The sequence below is a fragment of the Xanthomonas sp. F4 genome, from assembly GCF_011761895.1.
On sequence record NZ_JAASQX010000002.1, the window covers coordinates 509,819 to 524,972 of the forward strand.

General features: G+C 69.4%; 10 protein-coding genes. 9 read left to right on the top strand and 1 reads right to left on the bottom strand.

Annotation, left to right across the window (positions count from 1 at the left end; all coding sequences use genetic code 11):
• Positions 1–93: 93 nt before the first annotated feature.
• From FHR66_RS10135 to FHR66_RS10165, 7 genes are all read left to right on the top strand, one after another.
• Positions 94–699 carry a DUF3060 domain-containing protein gene (locus tag FHR66_RS10135; protein WP_160970487.1) on the top strand — a complete coding sequence of 202 codons (606 nt, stop codon included), beginning with the start codon at positions 94–96 and terminating at the stop codon, positions 697–699.
• A gap of 285 nt (positions 700–984) precedes the next feature.
• Positions 985–2,226 (top strand): ribosomal protein uL16 3-hydroxylase, encoded by a 1,242-nt coding sequence (locus FHR66_RS10140; protein WP_160970485.1) that lies wholly within the window; start codon positions 985–987, stop codon positions 2,224–2,226.
• A 7-nt stretch (positions 2,227–2,233) separates the two neighbouring features.
• Positions 2,234–3,133: a GNAT family N-acetyltransferase gene (locus FHR66_RS10145; protein ID WP_160970483.1), complete on the top strand. Its 900-nt coding sequence runs from the start codon at positions 2,234–2,236 to the stop codon at positions 3,131–3,133.
• Positions 3,134–3,315: 182 nt separating this feature from the next.
• Positions 3,316–6,141: a 2-oxoglutarate dehydrogenase E1 component gene (locus tag FHR66_RS10150; RefSeq protein ID WP_160970481.1), complete on the top strand. Its 2,826-nt coding sequence runs from the start codon at positions 3,316–3,318 to the stop codon at positions 6,139–6,141.
• A gap of 46 nt (positions 6,142–6,187) precedes the next feature.
• Positions 6,188–7,399 carry a dihydrolipoyllysine-residue succinyltransferase gene (gene sucB, locus FHR66_RS10155; protein WP_160970479.1) on the top strand — a complete coding sequence of 404 codons (1,212 nt, stop codon included), beginning with the start codon at positions 6,188–6,190 and terminating at the stop codon, positions 7,397–7,399.
• A 111-nt stretch (positions 7,400–7,510) separates the two neighbouring features.
• Positions 7,511–8,968 (top strand): dihydrolipoyl dehydrogenase, encoded by a 1,458-nt coding sequence (gene lpdA / locus FHR66_RS10160; protein ID WP_160970477.1) that lies wholly within the window; start codon positions 7,511–7,513, stop codon positions 8,966–8,968.
• Between the two features lie 217 nt (positions 8,969–9,185).
• On the top strand, positions 9,186–9,779 hold the full coding sequence (locus FHR66_RS10165) for an LOG family protein (RefSeq protein WP_160970475.1): 594 nt from the start codon (positions 9,186–9,188) through the stop codon (positions 9,777–9,779).
• A 544-nt stretch (positions 9,780–10,323) separates the two neighbouring features.
• Here the strand turns inward: FHR66_RS10165 and FHR66_RS10170 are convergent.
• The gene (locus tag FHR66_RS10170) at positions 10,324–13,209 is read right to left on the bottom strand and encodes a bifunctional diguanylate cyclase/phosphodiesterase (RefSeq protein WP_160970473.1); all 2,886 of its coding nucleotides are present in this window, start codon (positions 13,207–13,209) and stop codon (positions 10,324–10,326) included.
• 216 nt (positions 13,210–13,425) lie between these two features.
• On the opposite strand from FHR66_RS10170, the gene FHR66_RS10175 reads away from it, so the two are divergent.
• Together FHR66_RS10175 and FHR66_RS10180 are read left to right on the top strand one after the other, a co-directional pair.
• A complete protein-coding gene (locus FHR66_RS10175) occupies positions 13,426–13,980 on the top strand; it encodes an RNA polymerase sigma factor (protein ID WP_160970471.1) in 555 nt (184 codons plus the stop codon).
• The gene (locus FHR66_RS10180) at positions 13,977–15,134 is read left to right on the top strand and encodes a hypothetical protein (protein WP_160970469.1); all 1,158 of its coding nucleotides are present in this window, start codon (positions 13,977–13,979) and stop codon (positions 15,132–15,134) included. Before FHR66_RS10175 ends, FHR66_RS10180 begins: the two co-directional genes overlap by 4 nt.
• Positions 15,135–15,154 lie beyond the last annotated feature (20 nt).

Sequence of the window (15,154 nt, forward strand, 5' to 3'; positions counted from 1 at the left end):
ACCCTTCGGGTTGGTGACACGCCCTAGCCGCGGCCCGTCCATCCTGGGTTAATCGGCCAGCGGCATGCTGGTGGCTCACAGCAGAGCCCCGCGATGAAACGCACCCCGTTGTTTGTGCTGCCGCTGCTGGCCCTGGTCGGCTGCGCCCAGGCGCCGCGCCCGCCGGCCGGCGATGGCGCGCACACCGCCGCCACGCGCACCATGGTCATGCAGGCCGCGCCGCCGCCGATCGCGGCGGCACCGTCGGCCGGCGACATTGCCGACGGCGACGAGCGCGACGCCGAGGCGCCGATCCGCATGGCCGCTTCGGCCAGCGGCGACATCGATTGCGACGGACGCGACCTGAACATCGTCGGCCGCGACGCCACCCTGGTGCTGCACGGCCACTGCGCCACGGTCAGCCTGTTCGGCCGTAACGGCAATCTGCAGATCGAGCGGGCCGACACCCTGCGCGTGCTCGGCGACAACGCCCAGGTGGCGATGCGCGGCGACGCCGGGCAGGTCGCGCTGTTCGGCCGCCATGGCCGGCTGCAGATGGCGCGCATCGCCACCCTCGAAGTGTCCGGCGACCAGAACCAGCTGCAGGCCAGCGAGATCGACACCATCGCCCTGCAGGGCAACGACAACGCCATCGTCCAGCGCAGCGGCACTGCTCAGGTCGACGACGGCGGCCGCGACAACCGCATCCTCAGCCAGTAGCGCGCCCGGTGCTGAGTCACCCGCTGTTTGCACCACAACGGGGCGCTGCCGCGACTCCCAAGCCCCGTTGCACTTAGCGCCGCCCACGGGCCGCGCGCACGTGGTCACCTGCGACGCGCGGTCGCGGCACACGGCCAGGGCGGCCAACGGTCCCTATCCGTGCGCAGCGGCGTACACGAAGGCCAGCGCGATGGCCCCACGCGCCAAACCGGCGGACAATGGCCGGGTCGGCCGGCGCAGCTGCGCGCCGCCTTTTACCTTCCGCGTTGCAAGGACCCATCGCCCATGGCTGCCCGCAAGACCGCTGCTCCCGCCTTCGAACTCCACGCCCGCCCCGGGCAACCGCTGGGCATGCCCGCCGCGACCTTCCTGCGCGACTACTGGCACAAGCGCCCGCTGCTGATCCGCAACGCCTTCCCCGGCTTCGTCTCACCGATCGAGCCGGGCGACCTGGCCGGCCTGGCCTGCGAGGAGGCGGCGCTGTCAAGGCTGATCGAGCACGACCGCGCCAACGACCGCTGGCGCGTGCGCAGCGGCCCGTTCCAGGAGCACGAGTTTCCCGGCATGCCCGACCACGACTGGACCCTGCTGGTGCAGGACGTGGACAAGTGGGACCCGGACATCCGCGCCCTGCTCGAGCAGTTCCGCTTCCTGCCGCGCTGGCGGGTGGACGACGTGATGGTCAGCTTCGCCGCGCGCGGCGGCTCGGTCGGCGCGCACGTGGACCACTACGACGTGTTCCTGCTGCAGGCCCACGGCCATCGCCGCTGGCAGATCGACGCCAGCGTCGCGCTGGGCCGGCCGGCGCCGCCGACCGACTTCCGCGACGACGTGGAGCTGAAGCTGCTGCGCCAGTTCGACCCGACCCACGACTGGGTGCTGGGGCCGGGCGACATGCTGTACCTGCCGCCGCTGGTGCCGCACCACGGCGTCGCCGAGGACGCTTGCCTGACCTTCTCGGTGGGCATGCGCGCGCCGTCCTCGGCCGAACTGATCGCCGATTACCTGGACACCCTGATCGACGGCGCCGACGAGGCGCTGCGCTACCACGACGAAGACCTGCAGGCGCCGGCCGACCCCTACGAGATCGACGCGGCGGCGATGGGCCGCGTGGTCGAGGCGCTGAACGCGCTGCGCATGAACGACCCGGACAAGCTGGGTGCCTGGTTCGGCCGCTTCATCACCACCTACCGCGCCGCCGGCGAGATCCTGCCGCCGGCCGGCATGCCCCCGGCGGAGGAGATCGCCGCCGCGCTGGAACAGGGCCTGGTCCTGCAGCGGCATCCCTGGGCGCGGCCGGCCTGGCGGCGGACCAGCCGCGGCGCCATGCTGTTCTGCAGCGGCCAGGAGTTCGCGCTGCCGGTCAAGGACGCCAAGCGCCTGGCCGCGGCCGAGCACATCGACGGCACGGACTACGCGGCGCTGTCGGCGGCCGGCAAGCAGGCCCTGCTGGAGCTGATCGAAGGCGGCTTCTACCAGCCGCTGGAGGACGAGGACGCGACCGACGCGGACGCCGACCCGGCCTGATCCGACCATGTCCGGCCCCGGTTTCCGCATCGCTGCGCTGGATCCCGTCCACGACGGCGCCGAACTGCGCGCGCTGCGTGCCGTGGCCGGCACCGCGGACCCGGCCGACGCCGCCGCCGCGGCGGCGCTGGACACGCTGGGCGACCATCTGGTCGCGCGCAGCGACGACGGCCAGGCGGTGGGCGCGGCCCGGCTCGGCGCGGATCGGCGGATCGCCGCCCTGACCGTGCGGCCGGACTGGCGCGGCCGCGGCGTCGGCAGCGCGCTGCTGCGCGGCCTGATCGAGGAAGCGCAACGCCGGCGCTGGCCGCAACTGGAGCTGCATGCGCCCGCTGCCGCCCTGGCGTTCTGCGCCCGCCACGGCTTCCTGCCGCCGCCGGGCGGCATGGCCGCCAGCGCGGAGACCGTGCCGCTGCGCCGGCGCTTCGACGGCGCCGTGGCGGTGGAGGACGCGGCGATGGCGATCGCCGCCAGCATCGCGGTGCTGGCGCAGGCCCGCCGCCAGGTGCTGATCCATAGCCGCGCGCTGGATCCGGGTCTGTTCGACGATGCGCGGGTGCTGGAGCAGGTGCGGCGCTTCGCGGTCGCCGCGCACGCCAAGCAAGTGTGGATACTGCTGCACGACGCGGCCGCGCCGCAGCGCGCCGGCGCGCCCCTGCTGGCCCTGGCCCAGCGCTTGCCCAGCGTGTTCCAGTTGCGCGAGGTCAGCGATCCGGTGGACCGCAGCGACGCCACCGCCTATCTGGTGAACGAGGGCGGCGGCTACTACTTCCGTGGTCTCGGTCACCGTTACGACGGCGAGACCGACCTGCTCGGCGGTGGCCGCGCGCGGCAGTTGCGCACCGTCTTCGAACGGGTCTGGGAGCGTGCGCGCCCCTGCAGCGAACTGCGCGCCCTGGGTTGGTGAGACCGGACCGGCGCCGCCACGCGCGCCGCGGATGAACCGGGATCGGCCTTTGACCACGCCGAATGCACACCCCGGCTGGTTCATGGGGGTATAATTTTTGCGCTTGATTACGCCCGCGCGGCCCACGCGTCCGCCGGTTCCTACCGCAAGCCACTCCAACAAAGCGACCCGACCCCACCATCGTGGACAATCTACTCAAGCAGTTTGCGCAGTCATCGCAACTCGCCGGCGGCAATGCCGCCTATATCGAAGACCTGTACGAACAGTATCTGGTCTCTCCCGACAGCATCGATCCCAAGTGGAAAACCTACTTCGACGGCTTCCAGGGCCGCGATGCTGGTGACGTCCCCCACTCTGCGGTCATCGCCCACATCGCCAGCGCCGCGCGCCAGGCCGCCAACAGCGGCACCGGCCCGAGCGGCGACGAGCGCGAGCGCCATGTCGGCCGCCTGATCACCGCCTACCGTTCGCGCGGCCACCTCGGCGCGCGCCTGGATCCGCTGGGCCTGACCCCGCCGGTGAACCCGCCGGACCTGGGCCTGCCGTTCCACAGCCTGTCGGAAAGCGATCTGGGCAGCGAGTTCAGCACCGGCGGCCTCGGCGGCCAGCCGCGGATGAAACTGCGCGATCTGCTGTCGCGGCTGAAGGCGACCTACACCGGGTCGATCGGCAGCGAGTTCATGCACATCTCCGAGTTCGAACAGCGCCAGTGGATCTACCAGCGCCTGGAGAACGCGGGCGGCAACATCGCCGGCGACGCCGCCAGCCGCCGCCGCACCCTGGAGCGGATCACCGCCGCCGAGGGCCTGGAGCGCTACCTGCACACCAAGTACGTCGGCCAGAAGCGCTTCTCGCTGGAAGGCGGCGACTCGCTGATCCCGATGATGGACGTGCTGGTGCAGCGCGCCGGCAACGACGCGGTCAAGGACATCGTGGTCGGCATGGCCCACCGCGGCCGCCTCAACGTGCTGGTCAACACCCTGGGCAAGAACCCGCGCAAGCTGTTCGACGAGTTCGAAGGCAAGTTCGAGCACGCCCACGACGACCGCGCCCACACCGGCGACGTGAAGTACCACATGGGCTTCTCCGCCGACGTGGCGGTAGCCGACGGCAAGTCGGTGCACCTGGCGCTGGCGTTCAACCCCTCGCACCTTGAAATCGTCGATCCGGTCGTGGTCGGCAGCGTGCGTTCGCGCCAGGAGCGCTACGGCGACGCCGCGCGCAAGTCGGTGCTGCCGGTGATCATCCATGGCGATGCCGCGTTCGCCGGCCAGGGCGTGGTCATGGAGCTGTTCCAGATGTCGCAGGCGCGCGGCTTCGCGGTCGGCGGCACCGTGCACATCGTGGTCAACAACCAGATCGGCTTCACCACCAGCGCCCGCGACGACGCCCGCTCCACGCTGTACTGCACGGACGTGGCGAAGATGATCGGCGCGCCGGTGTTCCATGTGAACGGCGACGATCCGGACGCGGTGGCGTTCGTGGCCAACCTGGCCTACGACTTCCGCCAGCAGTTCAACAAGGACGTGGTCATCGACCTGGTCTGCTACCGCCGCTGGGGCCACAACGAGGCCGACGAGCCGGCGGCCACCCAGCCGGTGATGTACCAGACCATCCGCAAGCACAAGACCACCCGCGAGCTGTACGCCGCCCAGCTGGAAAGCGAGGGCGTGCTGCAAGCCGGCGAGGCCCAGGCGCTGGTCGACAGCTACCGCAACAAGCTCGACTCGGGCGAATACACCACCGAGCTTGCGACCCGCAAGCCGGACGAATTCGCCATCGATTGGTCCAAGTACCTGTCGGGCAAGCTGACGGACAAGGTCGACACCACGGTCAAGCGCAAGACCCTGGACCAGCTGGCCAAGCTCATCACCACCATCCCGGGCGGCGTCGAGCTGCACCCGCGCGTGGCCAAGATCTACGAAGACCGGGTGAAGATGGCCGCCGGCGAACTGCCGGGCGACTGGGGCTTCGCCGAGAACCTGGCCTACGCCACCCTGCTCGGCGAAGGCCACAAGCTGCGCCTGGTCGGCCAGGACGCGGGCCGCGGCACGTTCTTCCACCGCCACGCGATCCTGCACGACCAGAAGACCGACAGCTACTACCTGCCGCTGCGCCAGCTGGTGGAGAACCCGGAAGACGCCACCGTGATCGACTCGCTGCTCAGCGAGGAAGCGGTGATGGGCTTCGAGTACGGCTACTCCACCACCGATCCCAATGCGCTGTGCATCTGGGAAGCGCAGTTCGGCGACTTCGCCAACGGCGCGCAGGTGGTGATCGACCAGTTCATCGCCGCCGGCGAAGCCAAGTGGGGCCGCATCACCGGTCTGGCCCTGTTCCTGCCCCACGGCTACGAAGGCCAGGGCCCGGAGCACAGCTCCGCGCGTCTGGAGCGCTTCCTGCAGCTGTGCGCGCTGGAGAACATGCTGGTCTGCGTGCCGACCACCCCGGCGCAGGCGTTCCACATGATCCGCCGGCAGATGCGCATGTCCACGCGCAAGCCGCTGGTGGTGATGACGCCCAAGTCGCTGCTGCGCCACAAGCTGGCGGTGTCGACCCTGGAAGAACTGGCCGACGGCGAGTTCCAGCACCTGATCCCGGATGCCAAGGCCGACCCGAAGAAGGTCAAGCGCGTGGTCGCCTGCTCGGGCAAGGTCTACTACGACCTGCTCGAGGACCAGACCAAGCGCGGCCAGGACGACGTCGCCATCCTGCGCGTGGAGCAGCTGTACCCGTTCCCGCGCGAGCTGCTGTCGGCCGAACTGAAGCGCTACGGCAATGCCACCGACCTGGTCTGGTGCCAGGAAGAGCCGCAGAACCAGGGCGCCTGGTACCAGATCAAGCACCACCTGCAGGCCTGCCTGGCCGACGGACAGAGCCTGCACTACGCCGGCCGCGCCCGTTCGCCGTCTCCCGCCGCCGGCCATTTCGCCGAGCACGTGGAAGAGCAGCTGAAGCTGGTCGCCGATGCGCTATTGAATCCGTTCAACGACCAAGTCGCTGAATAACCTCCTTTCACATTCCAAAAAAGACACCACTAGGACGCCCCCTGCAATGGCCACCGAAGTCAAAGTTCCGGTACTGCCCGAATCCGTATCCGACGCCACCATCGCCAGCTGGCACAAGAAGGCCGGCGACGCGGTCAAGCGCGACGAGAACCTGGTGGATCTGGAGACCGACAAGGTCGTGCTGGAAGTGCCCTCGCCCGTCGATGGCGTGCTGAAGGAGATCAAGTTCGAAGCCGGCGCCACCGTGACCAGTTCGCAGTTGCTGGCGATCATCGAGGAAGGCGCCACCGCCACTGCGGCTCCGGCCGAAACCAAGGTCGCCGATGCGCCGGCCGAGGCGCCCAAGGCGGCGGCCGCGGAAGCGCCGAAGGCCGCCAAGGCCGACGCGCCGAAGGCCGCTGGCGACGTCTCCAGCCTGCCGCCGGGCGCGCGTTTCAGCGCCATCACCGAGGGCGTGGATCCGTCGCAGGTCGAAGGCACCGGCCGCCGCGGCGCGGTGACCAAGGAAGACATCCTCAACTACGCCAAGAACGGCGGTGCCGGCAAGGCCAGCGGCGCACGTCCGGAAGAGCGCGTGCCGATGACCCGCGTGCGCAAGCGCATCGCCGAACGCCTGATGCAGTCGAAGAACTCGACCGCGATGCTGACCACCTTCAACGAGGTCAACCTGGCCAAGGTCTCGGCCGCGCGCAAGGAACTGCAGGACGAGTTCCAGAAGGCCCACGGCATCAAGCTCGGCTTCATGAGCTTCTTCGTCAAGGCCGCGGCCAACGCGCTGCAGCGCTTCCCGCTGGTCAACGCCTCGATCGACGGCGACGACATCATCTATCACGGCTACAGCGACATCTCCATCGCCGTGTCCACCGACAAGGGCCTGGTCACGCCGGTGCTGCGCAACGTCGAGCGGCAGTCCTTCGCCGACATCGAACAGGGCATCGCCGACTACGCCAAGAAGGCGCGCGACGGCAAGCTGAGCCTGGAAGAACTGCAGGGCGGCACCTTCACCGTGACCAACGGCGGCACCTTCGGCTCGCTGCTGTCGACCCCGATCATCAACCCGCCGCAGAGTGCGATCCTGGGCATGCACGCGATCAAGGAGCGTCCGATCGCCGAGAACGGTCAGGTGGTGATCGCGCCGATGATGTACCTGGCGCTGTCCTACGACCACCGCATCATCGACGGCAAGGACTCGGTGCAGTTCCTGGTCGACATCAAGAACCAACTGGAAAACCCGGGCCGGATGCTGTTCGGTCTGTGATGAAAGCCGGGATTGGGGATTGGGGATTCGGGATTGGCGCAAGCGCTCCCGTTCCCCGGTGCCCGCTCTTGCGAATCCCCAATCCCCAATTCCTAATCTCGTGAGCGAAGAATGAGCGAACAAGAACAATTCGACGTCGTCGTCATCGGTGCCGGTCCTGCCGGCTATCACGCGGCCATCCGCGCCGCGCAGTTGGGCCTGAAGACCGCGTGCATCGACGCGGCGCTGGGCAAGGATGGCAAGCCGGCGCTGGGCGGTACCTGCCTGCGCGTGGGCTGCATCCCGTCCAAGGCGCTGCTGGACTCCTCGCGCCAGTTCTGGAACATGGGCCACCTGTTCGGCGAGCACGGCATCAGCTTCAAGGATGCCAAGATCGACGTCGCGGCGATGGTCGGCCGCAAGGACAAGATCGTCAAGCAGTTCACCGGCGGCATCGCGATGCTGTTCAAGGCGAACAAGATCACCCCGTACTACGGCTTCGGCGAGCTCCAAGCAAACGCGGGGCAGCCGGGCAACGTGGTCAAGGTCAAGCAGCACGACGGCAGCGAAGTCGAGCTGAAGGGCACCAACGTGATCCTGGCCGCCGGTTCGGATTCGATCGAACTGCCGTTCGCCAAGTTCGACGGCGAGACCATCGTCGACAACGTCGGCGCGCTGGACTTCACCGAGGTGCCCAAGCGCCTGGCGGTGATCGGCGCCGGCGTGATCGGCCTGGAACTGGGCAGCGTGTGGAAGCGCCTGGGCGCCGAGGTCACCATCCTCGAAGCGCTGCCGGACTTCCTGGCCCTGGCCGATGCCGAAGTGGCCAAGACCGCGCTGAAGGAATTCAAGAAGCAGGGCCTGGACATCAAGCTCGGCGCCAAGGTCTCCAAGACCGAGATCACCGGAAAGGGCAAGAAGCAGGAAGTGGTCGTCACCTACGCCGATGGCGAAGGCGAGAAGAGCCTGACCGTGGACAAGCTGCTGGTGGCCGTCGGCCGCCGTGCCGCCACCAAGGGGCTGCTGGCCGACGGCACCGGCGTCAAGGTCAACGAGCGCGGCCAGATCGAGGTCGATGCGCACTGCCACACCGGCGTCGACGGCGTGTGGGCGATCGGCGACTGCGTGCGCGGGCCGATGCTGGCGCATAAGGGCTTCGAGGAAGGCATCGCGGTCGCCGAACTGATCGCCGGCCTGCCCGGCCACGTCAACTTCGACACCATTCCGTGGGTCATCTACACCGAGCCGGAAATCGCCTGGGTCGGCAAGACCGAGCAGCAGCTCAAGGCCGAGGGCGTGCCGTACAAGGCCGGCAGCTTCCCGTTCGCGGCGATCGGCCGTGCGGTGGCGATGGGCGAGCCGGCGGGCTTCGTCAAGGTCATCGCCCACGCCGAGACCGACCGCGTCCTGGGCATGCACCTGGTCGGCGTCGGCGTCTCCGAACTGGTCCACGAAGGCGTGCTGACCATGGAGTTCAACGGCTCGGCCGACGACCTGGCGCGCATCTGCCACGCCCACCCCACCCTGTCCGAAGCGATCCACGACGCGGCCATGGCGGTGAGCAAGCGGGCGATCCATAAGGCCAATTGAGGCTGGGATTGGGGATTTGGGAGTGGGGATTCGCAACAGCGCCCCTCTCCTGCCCCGCCCGGCAGCCGCGCAACGCCGGGCACATGCCCGGCGTTGTGCTTTGCGGATCGCCGCACGCGTGAAGCGATCAAGCGATGACCGGCGCCCGTTCCGGCAGCATCAGCGCCCCGACAAACCCACCGCTTTTACGAATCCCCAATCCCGACTCCCCAATCCCATGAAAAGCATCTGCGTCTACTGCGGCTCCAATGCCGGCAACAAGCCCGCCTACGTCGAACGCGCCACCGCGCTGGGCACGCGCATCGCCGAGCAGGGGCTGCGCCTGGTCTATGGCGGCGGCAATGTCGGCCTGATGGGCACCGTGGCCAATGCGGTGCTCGCCGCCGGCGGCGAGGTCACCGGCGTGATTCCCAAGCAACTGGCCGACTGGGAAGTGGCGCACCGCGGCCTCACCGAGCTGGAGATCGTCGGCTCGATGCACGAACGCAAGTCGCGCATGTTCGACCTGTCCGATGCCTTCGTCGCGCTGCCCGGCGGCTTCGGCACCATGGAAGAAATCTTCGAGATGCTGACCTGGCGCCAGCTCGGCATCGGCAACAAGCCCTGTGCCTTCCTCGACGTGGAAGGCTTCTACGCCCCGCTGATCGGCATGATCGATCGCATGGTCGAGGAGCGCTTCCTGCACCCGGACCAGCGCACCGACCTGTGGTACGGCAGCGACATCGAGACGATGCTGGGCTGGATGCGGGAGTACACGCCGGCGCAGGCGTCGAAATGGATTGACGAAAAGCGCCGCAACGCGCTGCGCTAAGAGCGGCCGATCGGCGGTAAGCACTTGGCGCGTGGCGACGCGTTACGAATTTCGGCGTCTCACTACTCCCGTTGCGCGGCGCGGATCGACGAAAAGCGCCGGAACGCGCTGCGTTGAGAGCATCGGATCAGCGGTTAGCGACTGGCGCGTGGCGACGCGTTATAGATTCCGGCGCCTCACTACTCCCGTGGCGCGGCGCGGCTCGACGAAAAGGACCGCAACGCATTGCATTGAAAACCCAAGGCAGCGTGTCGGCGGCGAGCGCAGGGCCCTCGGTGTCGCGCTTAGGGCACCTCACATGACGACAGGAAGCGCCCTGTAGGAGCGGCTTCAGCCGCGACCGGGCTTTACCGGGAACGCCCGTCGCGGCTGAAGCCGCTCCTACGCGACAAGCGGCGATGGCGAAACCGTCGTTCACTCCAGCGTCCGGGATGACGGAGGCGCGAATCGAACAAACGCGCCGTAATACAGCGAGCTGCGGCCAATGCGCGCGTGCCGACAGCGAGCACAACGCGCATGACGACGCGCTCCGCATGCGATCGCCTCAAAGCTGTTGCGGCGCGGCGGCCGGGCGCCCGAGCAGATAGCCCTGCCCATAATCGCAGCCCAGTTCGCGCAGGGTCGCCAGTTGTTGTTCGGTCTCGATGCCCTCGCCCACCGTCTCGATGCCCAGCGTGCTGGCCAGGGCGAGAATGCCGCGCACCAGTGCGTGGCTGCCGGTGCTCCCCTCGTCCTGCAGGCCGGCGACGAAGCTCTGGTCGATCTTCAGCACCGAGATCGGGAAGCGGTGCAGGTACGACAGCGCCGAGAAGCCGGTGCCGAAGTCGTCCAGCTGCGCCAACACGCCGCGCTCGCGCAAGGCCTGCAGGATGGTCAGGGTGCGCGGCGCGTCGTCGAGCAGCGCCACCTCGGTGATCTCCACGCGCAGGCGGCGCGGATCGGCGCCGGCGGTGTCGATCAGCCCGAACAGCCGCTCGGTGAAATCCGGCGAGCGGAAGTGCCGCGGCGAGACGTTGACCGAAACGTAGCCGCCCTCGCTCTGCGCCAGGCGCCGGATCACCTGCGCGTACAGCAGCCAGTCCACCTGCTCGATCAGGCCGCTCTCCTCGCCCAGGTCGATGAACTGGCTCGGCACCAGCAGCCCGCGGCTCTCGTGACGCCAGCGCAACAGGGCTTCGTGGCCGATCACCTCGCCATCGTGCAGGCGCACGATCGGCTGGTAGAACGGCTCGAAGTCGCGGTTGTTGATCGCACGGCGCAGGTCCGCCTCCAGGTCGAGGCTGCGCAGCGCCGCCTCGCGCATGGCCTCGTCGAACACCACGCAGCGATCCTGGCTCTGCGCCTTGGCCCGGTACATGGCCGCGTCCGCATCACGCAGCATCTCCTCGCCGTTGTGGTAGCGCGGATGCCAGGCGGCGATGCCCAGGCTGCCGGACGGAAACAGTTCGCGGCCGGCCACCCACATCGGTTGGCCGAGCACGTGCAGCAGGCGTCGCGCCAGTTCGCGCGCCCCATCCAGGCCGTGCTCACAGGGCGTCAGCACCGCGAACTCGTCGCCGCCCAGGCGCGCCACCACGTCCTGGCCGCGGATCGTGGACACGATGCGCTTGGCCACCTGCACCAGCATCTCGTCGCCGGCAGCGTGGCCGATGCTGTCGTTGACCAGCTTGAACCGGTCCAGGTCCAGGAACAGCACGGCGAAGGTCCTGCCGCCGCCGCGGGCACGCGAGATCGCCTCGCTGAGCCGGTCCAGCAGATGCGAGCGGTTCGGCAAGCCGGTCAGCGCATCGTGCAGCGCCTGATGGGTCAGGCGCTGCTCGGCGCGCCAGCGTTCGGCGATCTGCGCCAGCAACTGCTCGTTGACCTCGGCCAGTTCGCGGGTGCGCTCGTCCACGCGCTGCTCCAGCTCCGCATGCGCCAGCCGCAACCGCTCCTGCGCGCGCTGCCGCGCCAGGCCGCTGCCGACGTTGTGCGCGACAAAGGTCAGCAGGCGCTGGTCGTGCTCGGTGAAGCGCACCTTGGCGACGTAGCTCTGCACCACGATCGCGCCGATCACCTCGCCCTCGTCGAACAGCGGCGCGCCCAGCCAGCTGTAGGGACGCTGGCCGTATTCCTGCACCTCGCCCTGCGCCAGCAAGGCATCGATGTCGGACAGTTCAAGCAGTTGCGGGCGCCGCACCCGCATGACGTATTCGGTCAGGCCGCGGCCGCGGCGCCGTTGCGGCCGGTACGGGGTGAACTCGTCCACCGAATACACGAACTCCAGCATGGTGTCGTCGTCGGAAAGCAGGGCGATGTACAGATTGCGTGCGTCGATCAGCCCACCGATGATGGCATGCACCTCGGTGTAGAACTGCTGCAGGCTCTCCGACCGGATCGCCAGCTCGGCGATGCGGAACAGCGCCAACTGCAACATCTCGGCGCGCTTGCGCTCCTGGATCTCGTCCTGCAGGTCGCAGTTGGCCCGCTGCAGTTCCTGTGTGCGCAGGTCCACCCGCCGCTCCAACTGCACCTGCGCGTGGCGCCGGTCCATTGCGGTCTGCACGTGCTGCGCCACGTAGGCAAGCAGCGCGCGGTCGGCATCGGTGTAGCGCAACGCGTAGTCGTAGTTCTGCACCACAATGGCGCCGCACACCCGGCCTTCGCGCAGCATCGGCACGCCGAGCCAGTCGCGGCTCTCCGGACCGTGGCCGATGTTGTCGCCCAACTGCAGGCGTTCGCGCACCTGTTCCGACGGCCCGCGCACCGCGCGGCCGTGGCGCAGCAGGGCGAAAGTGAGGCTGTACGGCATGTCGCGCAGGAAGTAGGTCTGCTCCGGATCGGCGACGAAGTCGTCGTGGCGGTCGGAGAAGTACAGGAAGCGCATGCTCTGCTGGTCTTCGTCGTACTCGACGATGTAGCAGTTCTCCGCATACATCAGCGATTCCAGCACGGCGTGCACGCGCTGCAGCATCTGGCTCATCTCCAGATCGGCGCCGGCCAGGTCGGCGATCTCGTACAGCGCCTGCTGCAGCTGCTTGGATTTTTCCAGGCCCTCGATGCGCGCGCGCATGCGCTCGGTGTCGAGCAGATTCAGGCCGAAGGCGACCGCGGCATCGCACCAGGCCGCGCGTTGCGCCTCATCCAGGGGGTGCGCCAGTTCCGCGCCGATGGCCACGCAGGCGCCCTCGGCGGTGCGATGCACGTGCAGCACGGCCGGCACCGTCGACGGCAGCGGCGCGGTATCGGCCAGCGCCTCCGCGACCAGCGCCTGCAACCACCCCGGCGCATCCGCGCTGGCCCCGTGCAGGCGGCCGACCACGCCGTCGCCGCAGCCGATCGCCACGGCGCTGCCCGGCGGCAGCAGGCCGCACAAGGCCTGCGCCGTGCGGGCGGGAGCATGGCCGCCAGAGGGGTCTTCACGGACGGTGGTGGACGAATTGAACAGCATCGACGACAACTCCTGCAGGGCCCCCCGGAACTGCTCCACGCTCGCCCTTCACATCAGCATACCCGTTGCATGCGCCGATCGACGCCCGCTCAACCCCGAAGTGGCGAGATGGGCGTTTGTCTACAGATGTTGCCCGAACTTCCGCCATCACCGCCCGCGTCACGACTCCCGCCTCCCGACTATGCGCCGGCCGGGGGAACGCTTAGGCTTGCCGCCGTGGACGCCCCGGTCGAAGCGAGCGACGAAGCCCTGATGCTGGCCTACGCGGCCGGCGACGCGCGTGCGTTCGAGACCTTGTACCTGCGTCACCGCGGCCGCCTGTACCAGTACCTGCTGCGGCAGCTGCGCGACCGTGCGCTGGCCGAAGAACTGTTCCAGGACGTGTGGCAGCGGGTGATCGCCGCACGCCTAGACTGGGAGCCGCAGGCCGCGTTCACCACCTGGCTGCTGCGCATCGCCCACAATCGGCTCGGCGACCATTGGCGCGCGGCCAGGCATCGTCCGCCGGCACCGGCCGACGCCGACCTGCGCACGGCCCGCGTGCAGGACCCCGACACCCCGGAGCGGCAATTGTCGGCCTTCGAACAACGGCGCCAACTGCAACTGGCCCTGGATGCGCTTCCCGAGGAGCAACGCGACGTGCTGCTGCTGCGCCTGGAGCAGGAATTGAGCCTGGACGAAATCGGGCAGATCACCGGTGTCGGCCGCGAGACGGTCAAGTCGCGGCTGCGTTATGCGATGGACAAACTGCGCGCGAGGTTGGGCGGATGAGCGCCGACGAACCGCTGACCCCGGAAGAGCGCGCGCTCGCCGAACACTTGCGCCTGGGCCGGCAGGCGCTGCCGCCGCCGGCGCTGGATGCGGCGATCCTGGCCGCCGCGCGCGCGGCGGTCGCGCCGGGTGCCAACGAGATCGCGGAATATCCCAGCAGCGCTGCGGAAAGGGCTCGGGCGCAGACCGCCGCGGCGACGCCCACGCCGATACCGGCACCAGCGCCGGCAACGACCTCTCCCCCCATAGCGCCGCCCCCCGCGCCGCGCGCCGCAGCGCGCTCGCGCTGGCCGACCTGGCTCGGCCTGGCCGCCTCGCTGCTACTGGTGGCGGGCATCGCCTGGCGCGGGCGCCCGCCGGCGCCCTCCGTGCCGGCCCCCGCACCGGCAGCGGTGCCTGCGCCTACCCCGGCAGCTGCTCCCACCACCGACGCCAGGCCTGCGCCCGTCGCATCGCCGGCACCTTCCTCAGAGCAGCAGGCGCCGGCCACCGACGCGGCGGCGGCCTCCGAGACAGCAGCGCCCGCCCCTGCGGCCTCGGTGCGTATGGCCACGGAGGCACCTGCCGCACCACTACCGGAGCGTGCACCGCAGGCGCAGGCGCGCAAGCCGACGCCCGCGCAGAGCATGACGCCTCCCGCACCAGCGGCCGTGGTGACGCCCGCGGCACCGCCGGCCCCGGCCCCACCGCCGCCGGCCATCGCAGCCGACAGCGGCGAGTCGTCTCCGGAACCGGCTACCGAACAGCAAGCCGTGCCTGCCGCGAAGACCGTGCGCGCACCGGCGCGCGCGACAACGGCGCAGGACAGCTTGGCCCGCAGCGCACCCAGCGACAACGCCCGCCAGGCCAAGCTGGCGAACTCCGCGCGCACGCAGGCCAGTGCGGCCGAATCGTCAGATGCCCTCTCGCTGCGCCCATCGACGTCGCCTGCTGCCCCCGCTGCCGCGTTGCCGCAGCCCCTGCCAGACGCAGCCGCAGTGGAGGTGGCAGTGGAGGCAGACGCGCAGCTGTCGCCACGCCGCTGGCTGCAGCGGATCCGCGAGCGCCGCGACAGCGGCGAACTGGACGCCGCCCGTGCCAGCCTGCTGCGCTTCCAGCGCACACACCCGCACCGCGCGGTGCCCGCCGACCTGCGCAGGCTGTTGCAGGACTGAGCGGCGTGGTGCCGGCGCCT